18 protein-coding genes are annotated in these 16331 nt (G+C 72.3%); 12 read left to right on the top strand and 6 right to left on the bottom strand.

Annotated features, from left to right (window positions below; all coding sequences use genetic code 11):
- Positions 1 to 8 precede the first annotated feature (8 nt).
- The 3 genes from cydB to ACQPYD_RS27785 all read right to left on the bottom strand — a co-directional run bounded on the left by cydB (position 9) and on the right by ACQPYD_RS27785 (position 3628).
- On the bottom strand, positions 9 to 1079 hold the full coding sequence (cydB, locus tag ACQPYD_RS27795) for a cytochrome d ubiquinol oxidase subunit II (RefSeq protein ID WP_433698380.1): 1071 nt from the start codon (positions 1077 to 1079) through the stop codon (positions 9 to 11).
- Positions 1080 to 1091: 12 nt separating this feature from the next.
- Positions 1092 to 2537: a cytochrome ubiquinol oxidase subunit I gene (locus ACQPYD_RS27790; RefSeq protein ID WP_433698379.1), complete on the bottom strand. Its 1446-nt coding sequence runs from the start codon at positions 2535 to 2537 to the stop codon at positions 1092 to 1094.
- Between the two features lie 353 nt (positions 2538 to 2890).
- Positions 2891 to 3628, bottom strand: a complete 738-nt coding sequence (locus ACQPYD_RS27785) for a DUF305 domain-containing protein (RefSeq protein WP_433698378.1) — start codon at positions 3626 to 3628, stop codon at positions 2891 to 2893.
- An 89-nt stretch (positions 3629 to 3717) separates the two neighbouring features.
- On the opposite strand from ACQPYD_RS27785, the gene ACQPYD_RS27780 reads away from it, so the two are divergent.
- Positions 3718 to 4455, top strand: coding sequence for a DUF3105 domain-containing protein (locus ACQPYD_RS27780; RefSeq protein ID WP_433698377.1), 738 nt, complete (start codon positions 3718 to 3720; stop codon positions 4453 to 4455).
- 116 nt (positions 4456 to 4571) lie between these two features.
- Here ACQPYD_RS27780 and ACQPYD_RS27775 read toward each other — a convergent pair whose 3' ends face one another.
- Positions 4572 to 5033 carry a DUF3515 domain-containing protein gene (locus ACQPYD_RS27775; RefSeq protein ID WP_433702154.1) on the bottom strand — a complete coding sequence of 154 codons (462 nt, stop codon included), beginning with the start codon at positions 5031 to 5033 and terminating at the stop codon, positions 4572 to 4574.
- Between the two features lie 38 nt (positions 5034 to 5071).
- Positions 5072 to 5305: an Lrp/AsnC family transcriptional regulator gene (locus tag ACQPYD_RS27770; protein WP_267946466.1), complete on the bottom strand. Its 234-nt coding sequence runs from the start codon at positions 5303 to 5305 to the stop codon at positions 5072 to 5074.
- Positions 5306 to 5445: 140 nt separating this feature from the next.
- On the opposite strand from ACQPYD_RS27770, the gene ACQPYD_RS27765 reads away from it, so the two are divergent.
- Together ACQPYD_RS27765 and ACQPYD_RS27760 are read left to right on the top strand one after the other, a co-directional pair.
- Positions 5446 to 6456, top strand: a complete 1011-nt coding sequence (locus tag ACQPYD_RS27765; RefSeq protein WP_433698376.1) for a thiamine-phosphate kinase — start codon at positions 5446 to 5448, stop codon at positions 6454 to 6456.
- 201 nt (positions 6457 to 6657) lie between these two features.
- Entirely contained in the window at positions 6658 to 7317 is a 660-nt protein-coding gene (locus tag ACQPYD_RS27760; RefSeq protein WP_433698375.1) for a cellulose binding domain-containing protein, read from the top strand.
- Positions 7318 to 7455: 138 nt separating this feature from the next.
- Here the strand turns inward: ACQPYD_RS27760 and rpmB are convergent, their stop codons facing one another.
- Positions 7456 to 7641, bottom strand: coding sequence for a 50S ribosomal protein L28 (gene rpmB, locus ACQPYD_RS27755; protein ID WP_013151263.1), 186 nt, complete (start codon positions 7639 to 7641; stop codon positions 7456 to 7458).
- A 437-nt stretch (positions 7642 to 8078) separates the two neighbouring features.
- Here rpmB and recG point away from each other — a divergent pair, with 437 nt between their 5' ends.
- The 9 genes from recG (at position 8079) to ACQPYD_RS27710 (ending at position 16317) form a co-directional block, all read left to right on the top strand.
- On the top strand, positions 8079 to 10286 hold the full coding sequence (recG, locus tag ACQPYD_RS27750) for an ATP-dependent DNA helicase RecG (protein WP_433698374.1): 2208 nt from the start codon (positions 8079 to 8081) through the stop codon (positions 10284 to 10286).
- A gap of 353 nt (positions 10287 to 10639) precedes the next feature.
- A complete protein-coding gene (gene rsmD / locus ACQPYD_RS27745; protein ID WP_433698373.1) occupies positions 10640 to 11221 on the top strand; it encodes a 16S rRNA (guanine(966)-N(2))-methyltransferase RsmD in 582 nt (193 codons plus the stop codon).
- A 379-nt stretch (positions 11222 to 11600) separates the two neighbouring features.
- Positions 11601 to 12101: a pantetheine-phosphate adenylyltransferase gene (coaD, locus tag ACQPYD_RS27740; RefSeq protein ID WP_433698372.1), complete on the top strand. Its 501-nt coding sequence runs from the start codon at positions 11601 to 11603 to the stop codon at positions 12099 to 12101.
- Positions 12102 to 12451: 350 nt separating this feature from the next.
- Positions 12452 to 13000 (top strand): YceD family protein, encoded by a 549-nt coding sequence (locus tag ACQPYD_RS27735; protein WP_433698371.1) that lies wholly within the window; start codon positions 12452 to 12454, stop codon positions 12998 to 13000.
- A 133-nt stretch (positions 13001 to 13133) separates the two neighbouring features.
- Positions 13134 to 13310: a 50S ribosomal protein L32 gene (gene rpmF / locus ACQPYD_RS27730; protein WP_121187691.1), complete on the top strand. Its 177-nt coding sequence runs from the start codon at positions 13134 to 13136 to the stop codon at positions 13308 to 13310.
- 387 nt (positions 13311 to 13697) lie between these two features.
- Positions 13698 to 14453 carry a ribonuclease III gene (rnc, locus tag ACQPYD_RS27725; protein ID WP_433698370.1) on the top strand — a complete coding sequence of 252 codons (756 nt, stop codon included), beginning with the start codon at positions 13698 to 13700 and terminating at the stop codon, positions 14451 to 14453.
- Between the two features lie 7 nt (positions 14454 to 14460).
- A complete protein-coding gene (mutM, locus tag ACQPYD_RS27720) occupies positions 14461 to 15315 on the top strand; it encodes a bifunctional DNA-formamidopyrimidine glycosylase/DNA-(apurinic or apyrimidinic site) lyase (protein WP_433698369.1) in 855 nt (284 codons plus the stop codon).
- A 184-nt stretch (positions 15316 to 15499) separates the two neighbouring features.
- The gene (locus ACQPYD_RS27715; RefSeq protein WP_433702153.1) at positions 15500 to 15760 is read left to right on the top strand and encodes an acylphosphatase; all 261 of its coding nucleotides are present in this window, start codon (positions 15500 to 15502) and stop codon (positions 15758 to 15760) included.
- Between the two features lie 365 nt (positions 15761 to 16125).
- The gene (locus ACQPYD_RS27710) at positions 16126 to 16317 is read left to right on the top strand and encodes a hypothetical protein (RefSeq protein WP_433698368.1); all 192 of its coding nucleotides are present in this window, start codon (positions 16126 to 16128) and stop codon (positions 16315 to 16317) included.
- The last annotated feature ends 14 nt before the right edge of the window (positions 16318 to 16331 follow it).

The following is a 16331-nucleotide window of genomic DNA, read 5'->3' as shown; positions in this document are numbered from 1 at the left end:
CCCGCGTGTCAGGCGACGGGGGTCCTCCGGGGCTCCGCCGCCCCGTCCCCGCGCCCCGGTCCGTCCGGCGCGGTGACGCTCTCCCCGGTCACCGAGGCGCCGGTCACCCGTCGGCGGAACACCCAGTAGCTCCAGCCCTGGTACAGGAGCACCAGCGGCAGGAAGACCACCGCCACCCACGTCATCACCGTCAGCGTGTAGTCGGCGGAGGACGCGTTGTCCACGGTCAGGCTGAACGCCGGGTCGGTGGTGGAGGGGAGCACGTTCGGGAAGAGCGCCCCGAAGAGCGCGGCGACGGCGGTCAGGATGGTCAGCGCCGTGAACGCGAACGACCACCCCTCGCGCCCCTTCCAGGCCGCGGCGACCCCGCCCACCAGGGCGGAGGCGGCGACGACGACGAGCGGCAGGGTCCACGGGTGGCCGTACGCGGCCTGGGTCCACAGCAGGAAGACGGCGCCCGCGGGGACCGCCGCGCAGGCCGTGGCCAGGGCGGCCCGCCGGGCGCGCGCCCGCACCGGCCCGTCGGTCTTCAGGGTCAGGAAGATCGCCCCGTGCAGGGTGAACAGCGACAGCGTGGTCAGCCCGCCGAGCAGGGCGTAGGGGTTGAGCAGGTCCAGCAGGGAGGCGGTGACGATGTGGTCGGCGTCCATGGCCACGCCCCGCACGATGTTGGCGAACGCGACGCCCCACAGCAGGGCGGGTGTGGCACTGCCGAAGAAGATCGCCCGGTCCCACCAGGTCCGCCAGGCGTCGCTGTCGCGCTTGCCCCGGTACTCGAAGGCGACGCCGCGCAGGATCAGGGCGATGAGGATGGCGAACAGCGGGATGTAGAAACCGCTGAACAGCGAGGCGTACCAGGCGGGGAACGCGGCGAACATGGCGCCTCCCGCGGTGAGCAGCCACACCTCGTTGGCGTCCCACACCGGGCCGATGGAGTTGATGGCGACCCGGCGGTCGACGGAGTTGCGCCTGCCCATGAACGGGAGGAGCGTGCCGACCCCGAAGTCGAACCCCTCCAGGACGAAGTACCCGATCCACAGGACCGAGATGGCGATGAACCAGATGACGGGGAGTTCCATGGTCCGTGGCTCCTAGTAGCTGAAGTGCGGGATCTCGGACTCGTCCTCGTCGTTCTCCAGGGCGGGGACGAGGTGGGAGGGTCCGGCCTTGACGTACTTGACCAGCAGTCCGACCTCCACCACGGCGAGGAGCCCGTAGACGGCGGTGAAGATGCTCAGGCTCATCGCGACGGTCCCGAGGCTCACCCCGGGCGAGACGCTGTCGGCGGTGAGCAGGTAGCCGTGCACCGTCCAGGGCTGTCGGCCCATCTCGGTGAGCACCCAGCCGAAGATGTTCGCGGCCAGGGCGGCGGGCAGGGACAGCATCGCCGCGAAATAGAACCACCGGTTGGTCGGGGTGCGCTCCCTGCCCCTGGTGAGCCACAGGCCCAGGGCGGCGACGGCGACCCCGGAGAGGCCGAAGCCCATCATCAGGCGGAAGGACCAGTAGACGACGAACACGTTGGGGGTGTAGTCGCCCGGGCCGTAGTACTCCTCGTAGGCCTGCTGGAGGTTGTTCATCCCGTGGACCTCGCCGTCGAACGTGCCGGTCGCGAGGAAGCTGAGCACGTTCGGGATGGTGACGTCGATGGGGTTGTAGCGCTCCTCCGTGTCGCCGACGGCCAGGGCGGAGAAGGGCGCCCCCTCCTCGGTCTCCCACAGGGCCTCGGCGGCGGCGAGCTTCATGGGCTCGTACTCGGCGGCGAGCTTGGCCTGGTGGTCGCCGGAGAAGACGACGACCGCCCCGGCGACGAGGGTGAAGACCAGGCCCACCTTCAGGGTGCCGCGGAAGAGGGCGAAGTCGCTCCGGGGCGGCGTGACGCCCTCGGTGCCGGTGTCGCCGTGCCGCTGGTTGCGCCAGAGCTTGTAGGCGCTGACGCACACGACGAACAGGCCGGCGGTGATGAACGCCGCCGAGACGGTGTGCAGGTAGGTGGACCAGGCCTGGTCGTTGCTGAGGACGGCCCAGATGTCGTTGAGCTCGGCGCGCCCGTTCTCCGCGTTGACGGTGAAGCCGACCGGGTGCCGCATCCACGCGTTGGCGGCGAGGATGAAGTAGGCGGACAGGTTGGTGCCGACCGCCACCATCCAGATGCAGGCCAGGTGGACGCCGCGCGGGAGCCGGTGCCAGCCGAAGATCCAGAGCCCGATGAAGGTCGACTCCAGGAAGAAGGCGAGCAGGGCCTCCATGGCCAGGGGCGCCCCGAACACGTCGCCGACGAACCGGGAGTACTCGCTCCAGTTCATGCCGAACTGGAACTCCTGCACGATGCCGGTGACCACGCCCATGGCGAAGTTGATCAGGAAGAGCTTGCCGAAGAACTGGGTCGCCTGGAGGTACTCGTGCCTGCCGGTGCGGTACCAGAGGGTCTGGAGCACGGCCACGATGAACGACAGTCCGATCGTGAGCGGAACGAACAGGAAGTGGTAGATCGTGGTGACACCGAACTGCCACCTCGCGAGTTCAAGAGCTTCCATGCCCACCTCTCAGGTACCGACCTCCGGTAGTACTACACAATGTAGTGCTACGACGTGTCGTCGTCTCTGCGGGCCCCCGGCAATCGCGTGTGGTCCGCGTCTCGGCGGACGCCCGGGAAGGCGCACGCGGACCACGCTGAGCCGGCCCCGGGCGAGCGGAACCGGCCTGAACTGCGGTGATGCGGTTGCGGTTCCGTGCTCCGGCCGCCCGTCGGCGGAGGGGAGAGGGGCCTTGTGGGCTTGGGCACACGCCGGGCCGGACCCTCTCCCGCGGGCTCGGGAGGGACCCGCACACGACGACGGCGCGCCCCGGTGGCCGGGTGCGCGCCGTCGTCGTGTGCGGGAGCGGTCGGTCAGTCCCCGCCGGAGCCGCTCCGCTCGTCGATCATGCCCTCCATGAGGTTCACCTCCGACTGCTGGGCGTCGATCATCCCCTGGGCGAACCGGGTGACCATCTCCTCGCCGCCCAGGTCCACCTCGGCCTCGGCCATCTCGATGCCGCCCCGGTGGTGGGCGATCATGAGTTCGAGGAACAGGAGTTCGGCCTCCACGCCCTCGGCGTCCTCCAGGGCCTCCAGGTCCTCGGGGCTCGCCAGTCCCGGCATGGTGTCGGGGACCTCCCCGCCGCCGTCGCCGTGGTCGTGCCCCTCCATCCAGGTCATCGGCGGCCGGGCGCCGCGGGCGGGCAGGTCCCAGGCCATCAGCCAGCCCTGCATGATGCCGATCTGCGCCTGCTGCGTGCGGGTCATGTCGGTGGCGACCGTGTGCAGCTCGGGGTCCTCGGTCTTGTCCAGGATGACCATCGACATGTCCACCGCCTGGGCGTGGTGCGCGCTCATGTCGCGCAGGAATCCGGCGTCCGCCCCCGTGTCCAGCGGGTAGGACGGGCGCCCGAGGAGATACCCCGCGGCGAGGGCCAGTGCGACGAGGATCACCGTGGTCCACGTCGGTACCGAACGCCATGACACCTGCGAGGACGCGCCCTCCTCCGGGGGCCGCTCCGCCCGGGGGTGCCCGCCCTCGTCCGGAGTTCCGTCGGCGTCCCCGACGCCGTCGGCGGCTCCCGAATCGGGGCCGTTCGTCTGTTCCATAGGAACCATCCTGGTCAAATCGCCCAACTGTGGTGCCAAAGTAGAGGATAGATAAGTCCCTTATGTCACCACCCACCTCAGGAGACCCCGTGGCAAAGAAGAAGACGGCGGAGGAGCGCCGCCAACGCGCAGCCGAGCTCAAGGCGCAACGCCTCAAAGAGGAGCGCCGCCGTAAGATCCTTACCATTTCCGGGGTCGTCACCGCTGTGGTTCTGGTGGTGGGCCTGATCGCCTTCCTCGTCTTCATGGAGGTCCGCAGCCGGTCGGTCTCCAACGTGGCCGAGTACGAGGTCCCCTCGTACGAGCACGTCGAGACGGGCCAGCCGGTCGACTACGAGCAGTCCCCGCCCGTGGGCGGCGACCACTGGAGCGCCTGGCAGAACTGCGGCGTGTACCCCGAGCCGGTCACCCCCGAGTTCGCGGTCCACTCCCTGGAGCACGGCGCCGTGTGGATCAACTACGAGCCCGGCCTCCCCGAGGACCAGGTCGAGCAGCTGGTGGGCATGTACAGCGCGGGCGACTACCTCGTCATCAGCCCCTACGAGGGTGAGATGGAGGCGCCGATCGTCGCCTCGAGCTGGGGCCGCCAGATCACGGCCGAGACCGCCGACGACGAGATGCTCCAGCGGTTCGTGCGCCTCTACGAGCGCGGCACCGACGTGCCCGAGCCGGGGGCCTCCTGCTCCGGCCAGGTCGCGGAGACGGCGGCCGAGGTCGAGTCCCTGATCACCGGCGGGGGAGCCGGGGGCGGCGAGGGCTCTGGCGAGGAGGACCCCGACGCGCCGGCCGAGGGCTCCGAGGAGCAGCCCATGGAGGAAGAGGAGTGACGGCGCCCCCGTCCGCTCCGTGAACACCTGGGAGGAGGACCCGGCCCCTCGGCCGGGTCCGACGACCGCGGGGGCCGCCGTACGCCGGCGGCCCCCGCCCGTGCGTCCGGGACCGGTCAGAGCTCGCCGTCGGGCAGGGGCGGGACGTGCTCGGAGACCAGGTCGCTGACCGTGCTCAGCGCCCCCGCCGGGGCGCCGTGGGCCGGCGGGACCGACAGTTCGACGTAGGCCTCGCGCCCGACGACCGTGTACAGGGTGGGGGCGTCCTCCGGCTGGGGCAGCCAGGCCACGCCGTTGACCTCCTGGAGGAGGGAGTCCGGAGCGAGGACCACGGGCCGCGGGACCCCGCAGCGCAGTCCGATGGCAGGGTCGCCCCAGGCCGCGGTGAGCTCCGAATCGGGGCGCACCCGGGCGCGCTCGGCCTCCAGCAGTGTGTCCGGCAGCGCCTCGACGAGCCCCGCGCAGGTCCGCGCGGTCGCCTCGTCCGCCTCGGGGGGCTCCATCCGCACGGTCTGCGCGCCGCAGCCCGCGGCCACGAGCGCGACGGCCAGACCCGCTCCGGCGAACCGCCTCAGCACAAGCAACCCCCGGGGTGCAGCCGACGCGGCGGAGCGCGTCAGATGTTGACGATGGGACAGGTGAGAGTCCTGGCGATCCCGTCCAACCGCTGGATCCGCGCCACCACGAGGGTGCCCAGCGAGTCGATGTCGGAGGCCTCGGCCTGGACGATCACATCGTAGGGCCCGGTCACGTCGTGGGCCGTCTCGACCCCCTCGATGCCCCGGATCCGCTCCGCCACCTCCGCAGCCTGACCGACCTCGGTCTGGATCAGGATGTATGCCTGCACCATGAGAACTCCTTCGTGTGCGCCGGGTGTGAGCGGTGGGCGGTGAGCGGTTCCCGGCCGAGCCGGGGGTGCGGCCGATGACGAACGGATGACGGACGTGGGTCCGGACCGCTGCGCCGGAGCGTCACCGTACCCTGATCCCTGTGCAGAACACCATTGGGGGCCTCGGGGAGTTCGCTCTGATCACGCGCGTGACGAGCCAATTCCCCACGACGGACGATGTAATCCTCGGACCCGGCGACGACGCGGCGGTCGTCGCCGCGCCCGACGGCCGAACGGTCGCGACCACCGACCTTCTGGTCGAGGGGCGCCACTTCCGGAGGGAGTGGTCCACCGCCCGGGACGTCGGCCACCGGGCCGTCGCCCAGAACTTCGCCGACATCGCCGCCATGGGCGCCCGTCCCACCGGCCTCCTCATCGGCTTCGCCGCCCCCTCCGACCTCCCCGTGGCCTGGGCGGAGGAGTTCACCGCCGGTGTGCGCGACGAGTGCGCGGTCGCGGGCGGGGCCGTCGTGGGCGGCGACATGGTCGGTTCGGACACCCTCACCATCGCCGTCACCGCCCTCGGCGACCTCCAGGGGAGGGCGCCCGTCCGCCGGGACGGGGCCCGGCCGGGCGACGTGGTCGCCTACACCGGTCACCTCGGGCTGTCCGCCGCCGGCCTGGCCCTGCTGGAACGGGGGATCGACGGCCCGGCCGAGTGCCTGTCCGAGCACCGCCGCCCCAGCCCGCCCTACGCGCGGGGCGCCGAGGCCGCCCGGCTCGGCGCCACCGCCATGCTCGACGTGAGCGACGGCCTCGTGCAGGATCTCGGGCACGTCTGCCGGGCCGGCGGCGTGCGCATCGATCTGGACTCGGCGGCGCTGCGCCCCGACCCCGCGCTCCTGGAGGCGGTCGCCGTCCTCGGCACCGAGGGGCCCGGGGCGGCGGCGGAGGCCGCGGTCGCCCTCATGCTCGCGGGAGGGGAGGACCACGCGCTGGTCGCGGCGTTCCCCCCGGACACCGGCCTGCCGGGCCACTGGCACCGGATCGGGTCGGTCACCGATCCCGCGGCCGGGGCGCCGGGCGGCGGCGGGGCGGGGGACGAGAACCCTGTCACAGTGGACGGGCGTGCGCCCCTGAACAGGGGCTGGGATCATTTCCGCGAGGGGTGAGCCCCTTTGGATTTGTCCTGTTTGGCTGTCACGCTAGGCTTTGCCAACGCGGCCCGCGTCTCGTTCCGGGCTGACCGCCCGGGTCCGTGCGGCGCGGCGGCCCCAGGAAGCCCCATGAGGAGCGGCCCGGGAACGGGCGGAGAAGACATCCCGGCGTGACCCAGGGCGACGGGCGGGCAGCGGAGCGTCGAGAGGCGGTTTATGGGGCGCCATGGCTGGCAGAACGGCACCCGGCGGGGTGCGCACCGCAGCGAGCCGACGGACGTCGGCGCGCTGCGACGGCTCGGCGGCCTCATCGAGAGCACGGTTCCCAAACGCGTCGAACCGCCCCGGCTCCTCAACGTGCTCGTCGTCTCCGGTGTCATCCTCGGGCTGATCCTGTTCGGCTACAGCACCACGCAGATCTATCTGCAGTTCGGCGGCGCGCCGGGGTCGAGCCGGACGCCGGGGACGCAGGACGGGGCCCAGCCGACCCACGACGCCTCCCCGGGGACGGAGGGGGACGAGTCGGCCGCCGACCGGCCCCGGGTCCCGCAGAACCAGGCGGGCTCGGAGCCCACCACGGTCGCCTACCAGGTGCTGGGGACGACGTCGGTCGGGTTCACCGGCCACGTCACCGTCACCAACACCTCGCGGACCAGGCTCGACGCCTGGGAACTGGCCCTGGCCTTCGACAGCGCCGAGATCACCGACGTGGCCGACGCCGACTGGGAGCCGATCGACGACGGCATCCTCGCCCGGCAGCCCGGGGACCGGGACGGGCTGGACCCGGGGGCCTCCGCGACCCTGACCTTCGAGGCCCTGGGCGTTCCGCAGAGCCCGGTGCGCTGCTCCCTCAACGGGCACGTCTGCGAGCTGTGACCCCGGCGGCCGGAGCACGGCCGTCCCCGCGCGGCCGGGCCGCCGCACCCGGTCCCGTACCGTCGGGGCGGAGGCACGACGAAGGCCCCCCGACCGTGGTCGGAGGGCCATCGAGGAACATGCAGCGGTGCGGGAACCCTAGCGGGTCACCTTGCCGGCCTTGATGCACGAGGTGCAGGCGTTCACGCGCTTGGGCGTGCCACCGACACGGGTGCGAACAGTCTGGATGTTGGGGTTCCAGCGGCGGCGGGTGCGACGGTGCGAGTGGGAAACACTGTTACCGAACCCTGGTCCCTTGCCGCAAACGTCGCATACGGAAGCCACGGTAACTCCATTCAAGCGCTCAGGATCGCGCACGTCGCCGCACGCGAAGATTCATCCGACCGGGAGAGGTCGGGCGGACAGGTCGGCGCGGACGCCAACCGTGGAAGAGTACACGAAGGACAAGGCCGTACACGGATCAGACCGCTGGCCAGCGCCCGTACGCGCAACGGTGGAACGTGGTGTGGTCGAGGACCCCAGCACCCACCGGCGCATCGAATCCCCCATGGCGGGCATGGCGAAAACGCGATGAACTCTGACGAGTATACCCCGGTCCGGTGGGGCGGACGCCCGGCCGAGGCCGGGCCGCCGACGGGGCCCGCCGGCGGCCCGGTCCCCGGAATCCCGGCGGACGACGACGCGGTGGGCGCCCGAGCGTCGCAGCGGGGGTCTACCGTTGCGGTGACCAGCGATCCAGAGACGCCGGGACGGGAACAGACGTGACTACCTGGGACGAACCGCTGAGCAGGGGACCGCTCAGGGGCAAGACGGCGAAGGCGCTCGCCGAGAAGCTCGACCTGCACACCCTCGGCGACCTGCTGCGCTACTACCCGCGCAGGTACGACCGGCGGGGCGACCTGACCGACCTCGCCGCGCTGCGCGAGGGGGAGGAGGTCACCGTGCAGGCCCGCGTCCTGGACGCCAGGAGGCGGACCGTCCCCGCCCGGCAGGGGCGCCGGCGCATGGACATGATGGAGGCCACCGTCACCGACGGCACCGGCCGCCTGCACCTGACCTTCTTCAACCGGGGCTCGTACCACCAGAACGCGCTCGTCCCCGGGCGGCTGGCCATGTTCTCCGGGCGGGTGTCCACCTTCAAGGGCCGCCGCCAGCTCGACCACCCCCAGTACGAGCTCCTCGACGAGGAGGGCGACACGGAGGAGCGGGCCCAGGCCTACGCCGACGAGCTCATCCCCGTGTACCCGGCGGTCAAGGGCCTGGACTCCACGACGATCGCGCGCACGGTCGCCACCGTCCTCGCCGACGTCGACAGCCTCCCCGACCCGCTCCCCCCAGGACTGCGCGGGAGCCGCGGGCTGCTCGGCGTCGCCGACGCGCTGCGCCGCATCCACCGGCCCGCGGAGTGGGCCGACGTCGGCGCGGCCCGGCGCCGCCTCAAGTGGGACGAGGCGTTCGTGCTCCAGCTCGCGCTCGCCCGCCGCCGCAGGCAGGCCGAGGAGCTGCCGGCCAAGCCCCGGCCCGGGGCGGACGGGGGCATCCTCGACGCCTTCGACGCGCAGCTCCCGTTCACGCTCACCGACGGCCAGAGGGAGGTCGGCGAACGCCTCGCCCGGCGCCTCGACGCCTCCCACCCCATGCACTGCCTGCTCCAGGGCGACGTGGGCGCGGGCAAGACCCTGGTGGCGCTGCGCGCGATGCTCCGCGTGGTCGACTCCGGCGGCCAGGCGGTCATGCTCGCCCCCACCGAGGTCCTCGCCCAGCAGCACCACCGCTCCGTCAACGCCATGCTCGGAGCCCTCGGACGCGCCGGGCAGATCGACGGGGCCGACCCCGCGACCAGGGTCGCCCTGCTCACCGGTTCCATGAACGCGGCCGCCCGCAGGGAGGCCCTGCTGGACGCCGCCTCCGGCGCCGCGGGGATCGTCGTCGGCACCCACGCCCTCCTCCAGGAGCACGTGTCCTTCGCGGACCTGGGGCTCGTGGTGGTGGACGAGCAGCACCGGTTCGGTGTGGAGCAGCGCGACGCCCTGCGGGAGAAGGCCGTGGACGGCCGTCCGCACGTGCTCGTGATGACCGCCACGCCGATCCCGCGCACCGTCGCGATGACCGTCTACGGGGACCTCGACGTGGTCGCCCTCACACAGCTGCCCTCCGGGCGGGCCCCCGTCTCCACGCACGTGGTGCCCGCCGCGGAGAAGCCGCACTTCCTGACCCGGGGCTGGGAGCGCATCCGGGAGGAGGCGGCCGAGGGCCACCAGGCCTTCGTGGTCTGTCCGAGGATCGGCGACGACGACACGGGGGAGGCCGGCGAGGAGGTCGGCGCCGCCCCGGAGGGGGACGCCCCCGGCGGGCGCCCCCCGCTCGCCGTGCTGGAGGTGGCGGCCCGGCTCGCGGAGGGCCCGCTCTCCGGTCTGCGCGTGGAGAGCCTGCACGGCCGAATGGCCCCGGACGACAAGGACGCCGTCATGCGCCGCTTCTCCGCGGGGGAGACCGACGCGGTCGTCTCCACCACCGTCATCGAGGTCGGCGTGGACGTGCCCAACGCCACTGTGATGGTGATCATGGACGCGGACCGGTTCGGGGTCTCGCAGCTCCACCAGCTGAGGGGCCGGGTCGGGCGGGGCGGACTGCCCGGGCTGTGCCTGCTGGTCACCGACGCGGAGGAGGGCTCGCCGGCCCGGGAGCGGCTGGCGGCCGTGGCGGCGACCACCGACGGGTTCGAGCTGTCCCGCGTGGACCTGGAGATGAGGCGCGAGGGCGACGTCCTGGGCGACTCCCAGTCGGGGGCCCGCTCCAGCCTGCGGATGCTCACCCTGCTCAAGGACGAGGAGTTGATCGGCGAGGCCCGGGAGGAGGCCACCGCGTACGTGGCAGAGGACCCCGGGCTGGAGGCCCACCCCCCGCTGGCCGAGGCCCTCGAGGCGCTCCTCCCGGAGGATCGGGCGGAGTACCTCGACAAGACCTGACCGGGGAGGCGAGGGGCCGGGGCTGCTCGGGGCACTCCGGCCCCGGAGGGGGCGCGCAGCCCCCCGCCGCGCCCCGGGCGCGGCCCGCCGGGTCGCCGGACGCGGTCCCGTCCTGTCCCCCGGCCACGGCCCGTCCCCGCGGGGTCCGGGCCCTGCTCCGCCCCGGCGGCGTCCTGGCCCCTGCGGCGCGCCCGGGCCCCCGCCCGCCGACCCGCCCGTCCACAGGCGGGCGGCGGGTCTGGTGGCGCCCCGCCGACCGTCCTACCGTGGTATCAGGGGGCCGCCGGCTCCGCCCGCACCGTGCTGCCCCCGCTCGGCCGCGGCCCGCCGCCCCCGGCCGCTACCGTGGGGGCATGACCCGCATCATCGCCGGGACGGCCCGCGGACGGCGCATCTCCGCGCCCGACGGCCGCAACACCCGCCCCACCAGTGACCGAGCCCGCGAGGCGCTGTTCTCCTCCGCCCAGTCCGACCTCGGCCCGCTCGACGGCCTCCGCGTCCTGGACCTGTACGCGGGCTCGGGGGCGATCGGCCTGGAGGCCCTGTCCCGCGGCGCCGCCCACGCGCTGCTGGTGGAGGCCGACCGCAAGGCCGCCCAGGTGATCCGGGACAACATCGCGGTGCTCGGGTTCTCCGGAGCGCGCCTGGCGGCCGACCGGGTGGAACGGGTCCTCGGCCAGGACAACCCCGGCGCGCCCTACGACCTCGTGGTGGCCGACCCGCCCTACGCCGTCACCGACGACGAGGTCGCCGCAGTCCTCCGCGACCTCGCCGGGCGCGGCTGGCTCACCCCGGACGCCCTCGTCGTCGTCGAGCGCTCCAAGCGCGGCGCCGAACCCGCGTGGCCCCCGGGGCTGGAACCCGACCGCAGCCGCGGGTACGGGGAGGCGGTTCTCTGGTACGCCCGCCCGTCACCCTCCACCACCCTCAACTGACGCCTGCGGCGCGGTTCCTCCGGGCCCGTCTCCCTCCGCCACCCTCGACTGACGCCTGTGGCGCGGTTTCCCCTGGGCCCGTCACCCACACGCCCCCGCCCGCCTGCGGCGCCCCGCCCCCGGTCCCCGTCCACCTCCGCGAGCGCCTCCGGCCACGGCGAGAACCTGGCGAAAGCGGGCAGAGTGTCTGATTTCGCACATGCGGGGTAGGAGTCCCCGGGTGCAGGGGTGAGTTCGGGGCGGTTGTCGTGCGACAAGCGCACGAGAGTCCGGACCGTGCGTGAATGCGGACACTAAGTGGGTGTTGCCCGGATTGGCGCAGGAGTGAGCCCCTACCATCGCGTTACCCGAAGGTAGTTCTTGAGAGGGGCGATCCACCGTGCGCCGTGTCGTCTGCCCGGGGTCCTTCGACCCGGTGACCTACGGTCATATCGACATCATCGGCAGGGCGGCCAAGCAGTACGACGAGGTCGTCGCCGCCGTGCTCAACAACGTCAACAAGCGCGGGCTCTTCAGCGTCCCGGAGAAGCTGGACATGCTGGAGGAGGGCACCGCGGAGTTCGACAACGTCCGGATCAGCGAGTTCGACGGCCTCCTCGTCGACTTCTGCCGCGAGAACGGCATCGAGACCATCGTGCGCAGCCTGCGCTCGGTCAGCGATTTCGACTACGAGCTCCAGATCGCCCAGATGAACTACCGCCTCTCGGGTGTGGAGACGGTGTTCATGACGGCGAACCCCCAGTACTCGTTCCTGTCCTCCAGCCTGGTGCGCGAGATCGCCCAGCACAGGGGCGACGTCTCCAGCCTGGTCACCCCCTACGTCCAGGGCCGACTGCGGGAGAAGTACGCGAAGAGGGACTCCGAGGGCCCCCGGGGCTGAGGGGCTCCGGCCCGCGGATCCGCCGCACGCGCCCCGGCCCGACCTCTCCCCGGGGTGGAGACCGGACCACGCGGATCCGCCGCACGCGCGGGTCCCGGACCCGCCCCGCGGCTGCGCGGACGGCGCCCGGCCCTGTTCCGGAAGGCCCTGGCACAGCGCTGATCGGGGCCTGATTTGGGTGGTCGGGGACATGATAGGTAGGATCAGGGTTTGACCATGGGCGTCGCCGGTTCTCGGTGTGCGCTCGCGCTGGTCGCGGCCGTCGTCACGACGCCTTCCGCGCGCCCGGCGACCCGTCTTCTCGTGAAAGCGCGATTACCCTGTCTCGTCTAGATCCTCGCGACCCGTTCGTGGTCGACACCCGCCAGCTGGGCCGCCAGCCGGGGTCGATGCGGACCGTCAACCGCATCGTGACCGTCCCCGAGGCGTTCGCGACGGCGATGGCAGCCGTGCCCGAGGGCAGCGAGGTCGAGCTGGACCTGCGGCTGGAGGCGGTGATGGAGGGCGTCCTCGTCACCGGCACCGTGCGCGGCCAGCTCACCGCGGAGTGCTCGCGCTGCCTCGACCCCCTGTCCGACGACATGGAGGCGGGCTTCCAGGAGATGTACCGCTACCCCGGCGACGAGGACGACAAGGTCTCCGGGGCGGACGAGGACGCGGCCGACGAGGATGAGGACTACTATCTAGAGGGCGATCTGCTCGACCTCGAACCGGTGGTCCGAGACGCCGTCGTGCTGGCGCTCCCACTCTCACCGCTGTGCGGACCGGACTGCCCCGGCCTGTGCTCCGAGTGCGGGGCCAAACTCGCCGAGGTCGGCCCCGACCACGGCCACGGTGACAACGTCGACCCCCGTTGGGAGGCGCTCCGCGGTCTCGCGGACGACCCCGGCGAACGATGAGCTCGTGAACCGATCGCGGACAGCGCCTGCCGGCGCCGACGACGACCGGAGCACACCCTCCCCGCCACAGCGCGCGGGGTGACCAGATAAGCGACCTCCCGCGACCGCGCGGGGGTGACCCAGGAGGATTGAAGTGGCCGTCCCGAAGCGGAAGATGTCGCGGAGCAACACCCGGACCCGCCGTTCCCAGTGGAAGGCTTCGCGCCCGGTGCTGGTCAACTGCCCGCGCTGCCGTGACCCGAAGCAGCCCCACATCGCGTGCCCGACGTGCGGCACCTACAACAACCGCCAGGTCATCAACCCGGCCTAGGCGCGGATGACAGGCTTCGGGTCCCGGTACCCGATTCCCGACTCATCTCGGGGCGGACCCTCCACGGGTCCGCCCCGTCGTGCTTGCCGGGGCCGGGAGGCCGCCGGCGCCCTGACCGGGCGGGCGCTCGCGAGACAGCGCGGCGCCGGGGTTTGTAGAGTGATCCCAGAGACAGCGGGCACACGACGACAAGCAACAGGAACACCGAGCACCACACCAGAGATCCGGGCCCCTCGGGTTCCCGAGTTCGTGGTGGTTGCCGGGGGAGCGGACGCTCCCGCGACGGTCACCTCGTTTTCGAGCACCCCTGACGGGCCGCGGGGTCCACACCCGACTCCAGCCGTCCGCGCGCCGCTCCACGGCGCGTACGAACAGGGAAGTGAACGAGTGGCTAGCCAACTCTCCGTCTCCGAGGCCCGGGCTTTCCATCGGGCCATCGGGGTCGAGGTCGACTCGAAGATCCTGCTCCGGGCCCTGACCCACCGCTCCTACGCCTACGAGAAGGGCGGGCTGCCGACCAACGAGCGCCTGGAGTTCCTGGGCGACTCCGTGCTCGGCCTGGTGGTGACCGACACCCTCTTCCGCAAGCACCCCGACCTGCCCGAGGGGCAGCTCGCCAAGCTGCGGGCCGCCGTCGTCAACATGCGCGCGCTCGCCGACGTGGCCCGCGGCCTGGGCATCGGCGCCTACATCCGCCTCGGCCGCGGCGAGGAGGGCACCGGGGGCCGGGACAAGTCCTCGATCCTCGCCGACACTCTCGAGGCCATCATCGGCGCCGTCTACCTGGACAGGGGTCTGGACGTGGCGTCGGAGTTCGTGCACAGGCTCTTCGACCCGCTCATCGCCACCGCCTCCGGGCTGGGGGCGGGCCTGGACTGGAAGACCTCCCTCCAGGAGCTCACCGCGGCCGAGATGCTCGGCGTCCCCGAGTACCACGTGGACGAGAGCGGTCCCGACCACCAGAAGACCTTCCGGGCCACGGTCCGCGTCGCGGGGGAGAGCTACGGCCTGGGCGAGGGCCGCAGCAAGAAGGAGGCCGAGCAGCAGGCCGCCGAGTCCGCGTGGAAGGCCATCAAGGCCAGGTCCGAGGCGCGGGCCGCCGAGACCGCCGGGGACTCCCCCTCCGGCGAGGGCCGGGGCTGAGGCGGCCATGCCCGAACTGCCGGAGGTCGAGGTCGTCCGCCGCGGACTGGCCGAACACGCGGTCGGCCGTTCCATCGGCGCCGTCGAGGTCCTGCACCCCAGGTCGGTACGGCGCCACGAGCCCGGCGCCGCCGACTTCGCCGCCCGTCTGGAGGGCCGTGTCCCCACGTCGGCACGCCGGCGCGGGAAGTACCTGTGGCTCGTCCTGGACAGCGGCGAGATGCTCCTCGCCCACCTGGGGATGAGCGGGCAGATGCTGGTCCAGCCCGCGGGCAAGCCCGACGAGCGCCACCTGCGGGTGCGCCTGCCCCTCTCGGACGGCGCCGAACTGCGCTTCGTGGACCAGCGGACCTTCGGCCACGTGATGGTGGACGTGCCCGGCGATCGCGTCGACGTGCCGTCGTCCGTGGACCACATCGCCCTGGACCCGCTGGACCCCGCGTTCGTCCCGGAGGCGTTCGTGCGGGCGCTGCGCGCGAGGGACACCGAGGTCAAGCGGGCGCTGCTGGACCAGTCGCTCATCAGCGGCGTCGGCAACATCTACGCGGACGAGGCGCTGTGGCGGGCCGGCCTGCACTGGGCGCACTCCACGCGGGCCCTGTCGGGCGGCCGGGCGACGGAGCTGCTGGGGCACGCGCGCGACGTGATGACCGAGGCGCTGGAGGTGGGAGGGACCACCTTCGACGGCCTGTACGTCAACGTCAACGGGGAGAGCGGCTACTTCTCACGCGGGCTCAACGCCTACGGGCGGAGGGACCTGCCGTGCGGCCGCTGCGGCACGGCCATCGTGCGCGAGGCGTTCATGAACCGCTCCTCGTTCAGCTGTCCGCGCTGCCAGGAGCGGCCGCGCCCGCGCGCCTGAGGGGACACGGGACGAGGACACGGGCCCGGCGGGTGACCTGGTGGATTCCGGGAGCACTCTTGCCGTGCTCCTGACGGAGTCCTGGACGTCCCGGTGCCGGACTTTGGGCGTGTCGGTGAGAGAACTCTGTCTGTCGGGTAAGGAAGCAGGTCGGACCGTGGGGAACGAGAGCGCATCCGTGCGGATGACCGCCTGGGTGCGGGGACACGTCCAAGGAGTGGGTTTCCGCTGGTGGACGCGTGCTCGCGCCCTCGAACTGGGGTTGACCGGAGCCGCCACGAACCTCGGGGACGGCCGGGTCGAGGTGGTCGCCGAAGGCCCGAGGGACGCCTGTGAACGCCTTCTTGGCCATCTCCGGGGCGGCGGTACACCCGGTCGTGTGGACTCCGTGGTCGAACGTTGGGCTCCGGCTGGGGGCGGGTTCACCGGTTTCGTCGAGCGGTGAGTATGCTGGAGGCGTAACGCGATTCGAGCACACCGCGGAACCGCGGCGGCCCAGAGGGCTCGTGGCAAGGGTTCCGGGGGGTGTGGGGCGATCATCGTGCGGGCCCCTGGAGGCCCGCGCACGCCGGCGGAGCCGGGGGTCGTCACGTTTGAATCGTGCGCCACCACGTGCCCAGATCGTCTCTCGCTGGGTTGTGGTCGTTACGTACTGTCGTAATCCAATCTTGACCGGCGGCGCGCAGAGTGAGACTCTGGAAGGCACATCGCGCAACCTTCCACCCGCGTAGGGGACAACTCCAGTTGGAAATCCCGCGGGACATCGCATGCGCAGAATCCACTGGTCACTCAGTGTGGAGGACCTACATCATGGCGAAGGCTCTGTTTGGCCACGTCGGCGGCTCCGACCCTCGGATGGTCTCGGAGATGCGGCGGCTGCAGAAGCGGGTACGCGACCTGGAGGACGAGATCAGCCGTCTTCAGGCACGGAACGACCAGCTCAACATGGCCGTCACCGATGTCGCAGCCGGCGCGACCGACCGCGAGCCCGCGCTCGCCTGACCCGCGCCACCGAC

The organism is Nocardiopsis sp. CA-288880 (assembly GCF_050955985.1).
Taxonomy (GTDB): Bacteria; Actinomycetota; Actinomycetes; order Streptosporangiales; family Streptosporangiaceae; genus Nocardiopsis; species Nocardiopsis tropica.
The sequence above is the reverse complement of the archived record's forward strand: the minus strand, read 5'-3'. Positions and strand labels throughout refer to the sequence as shown.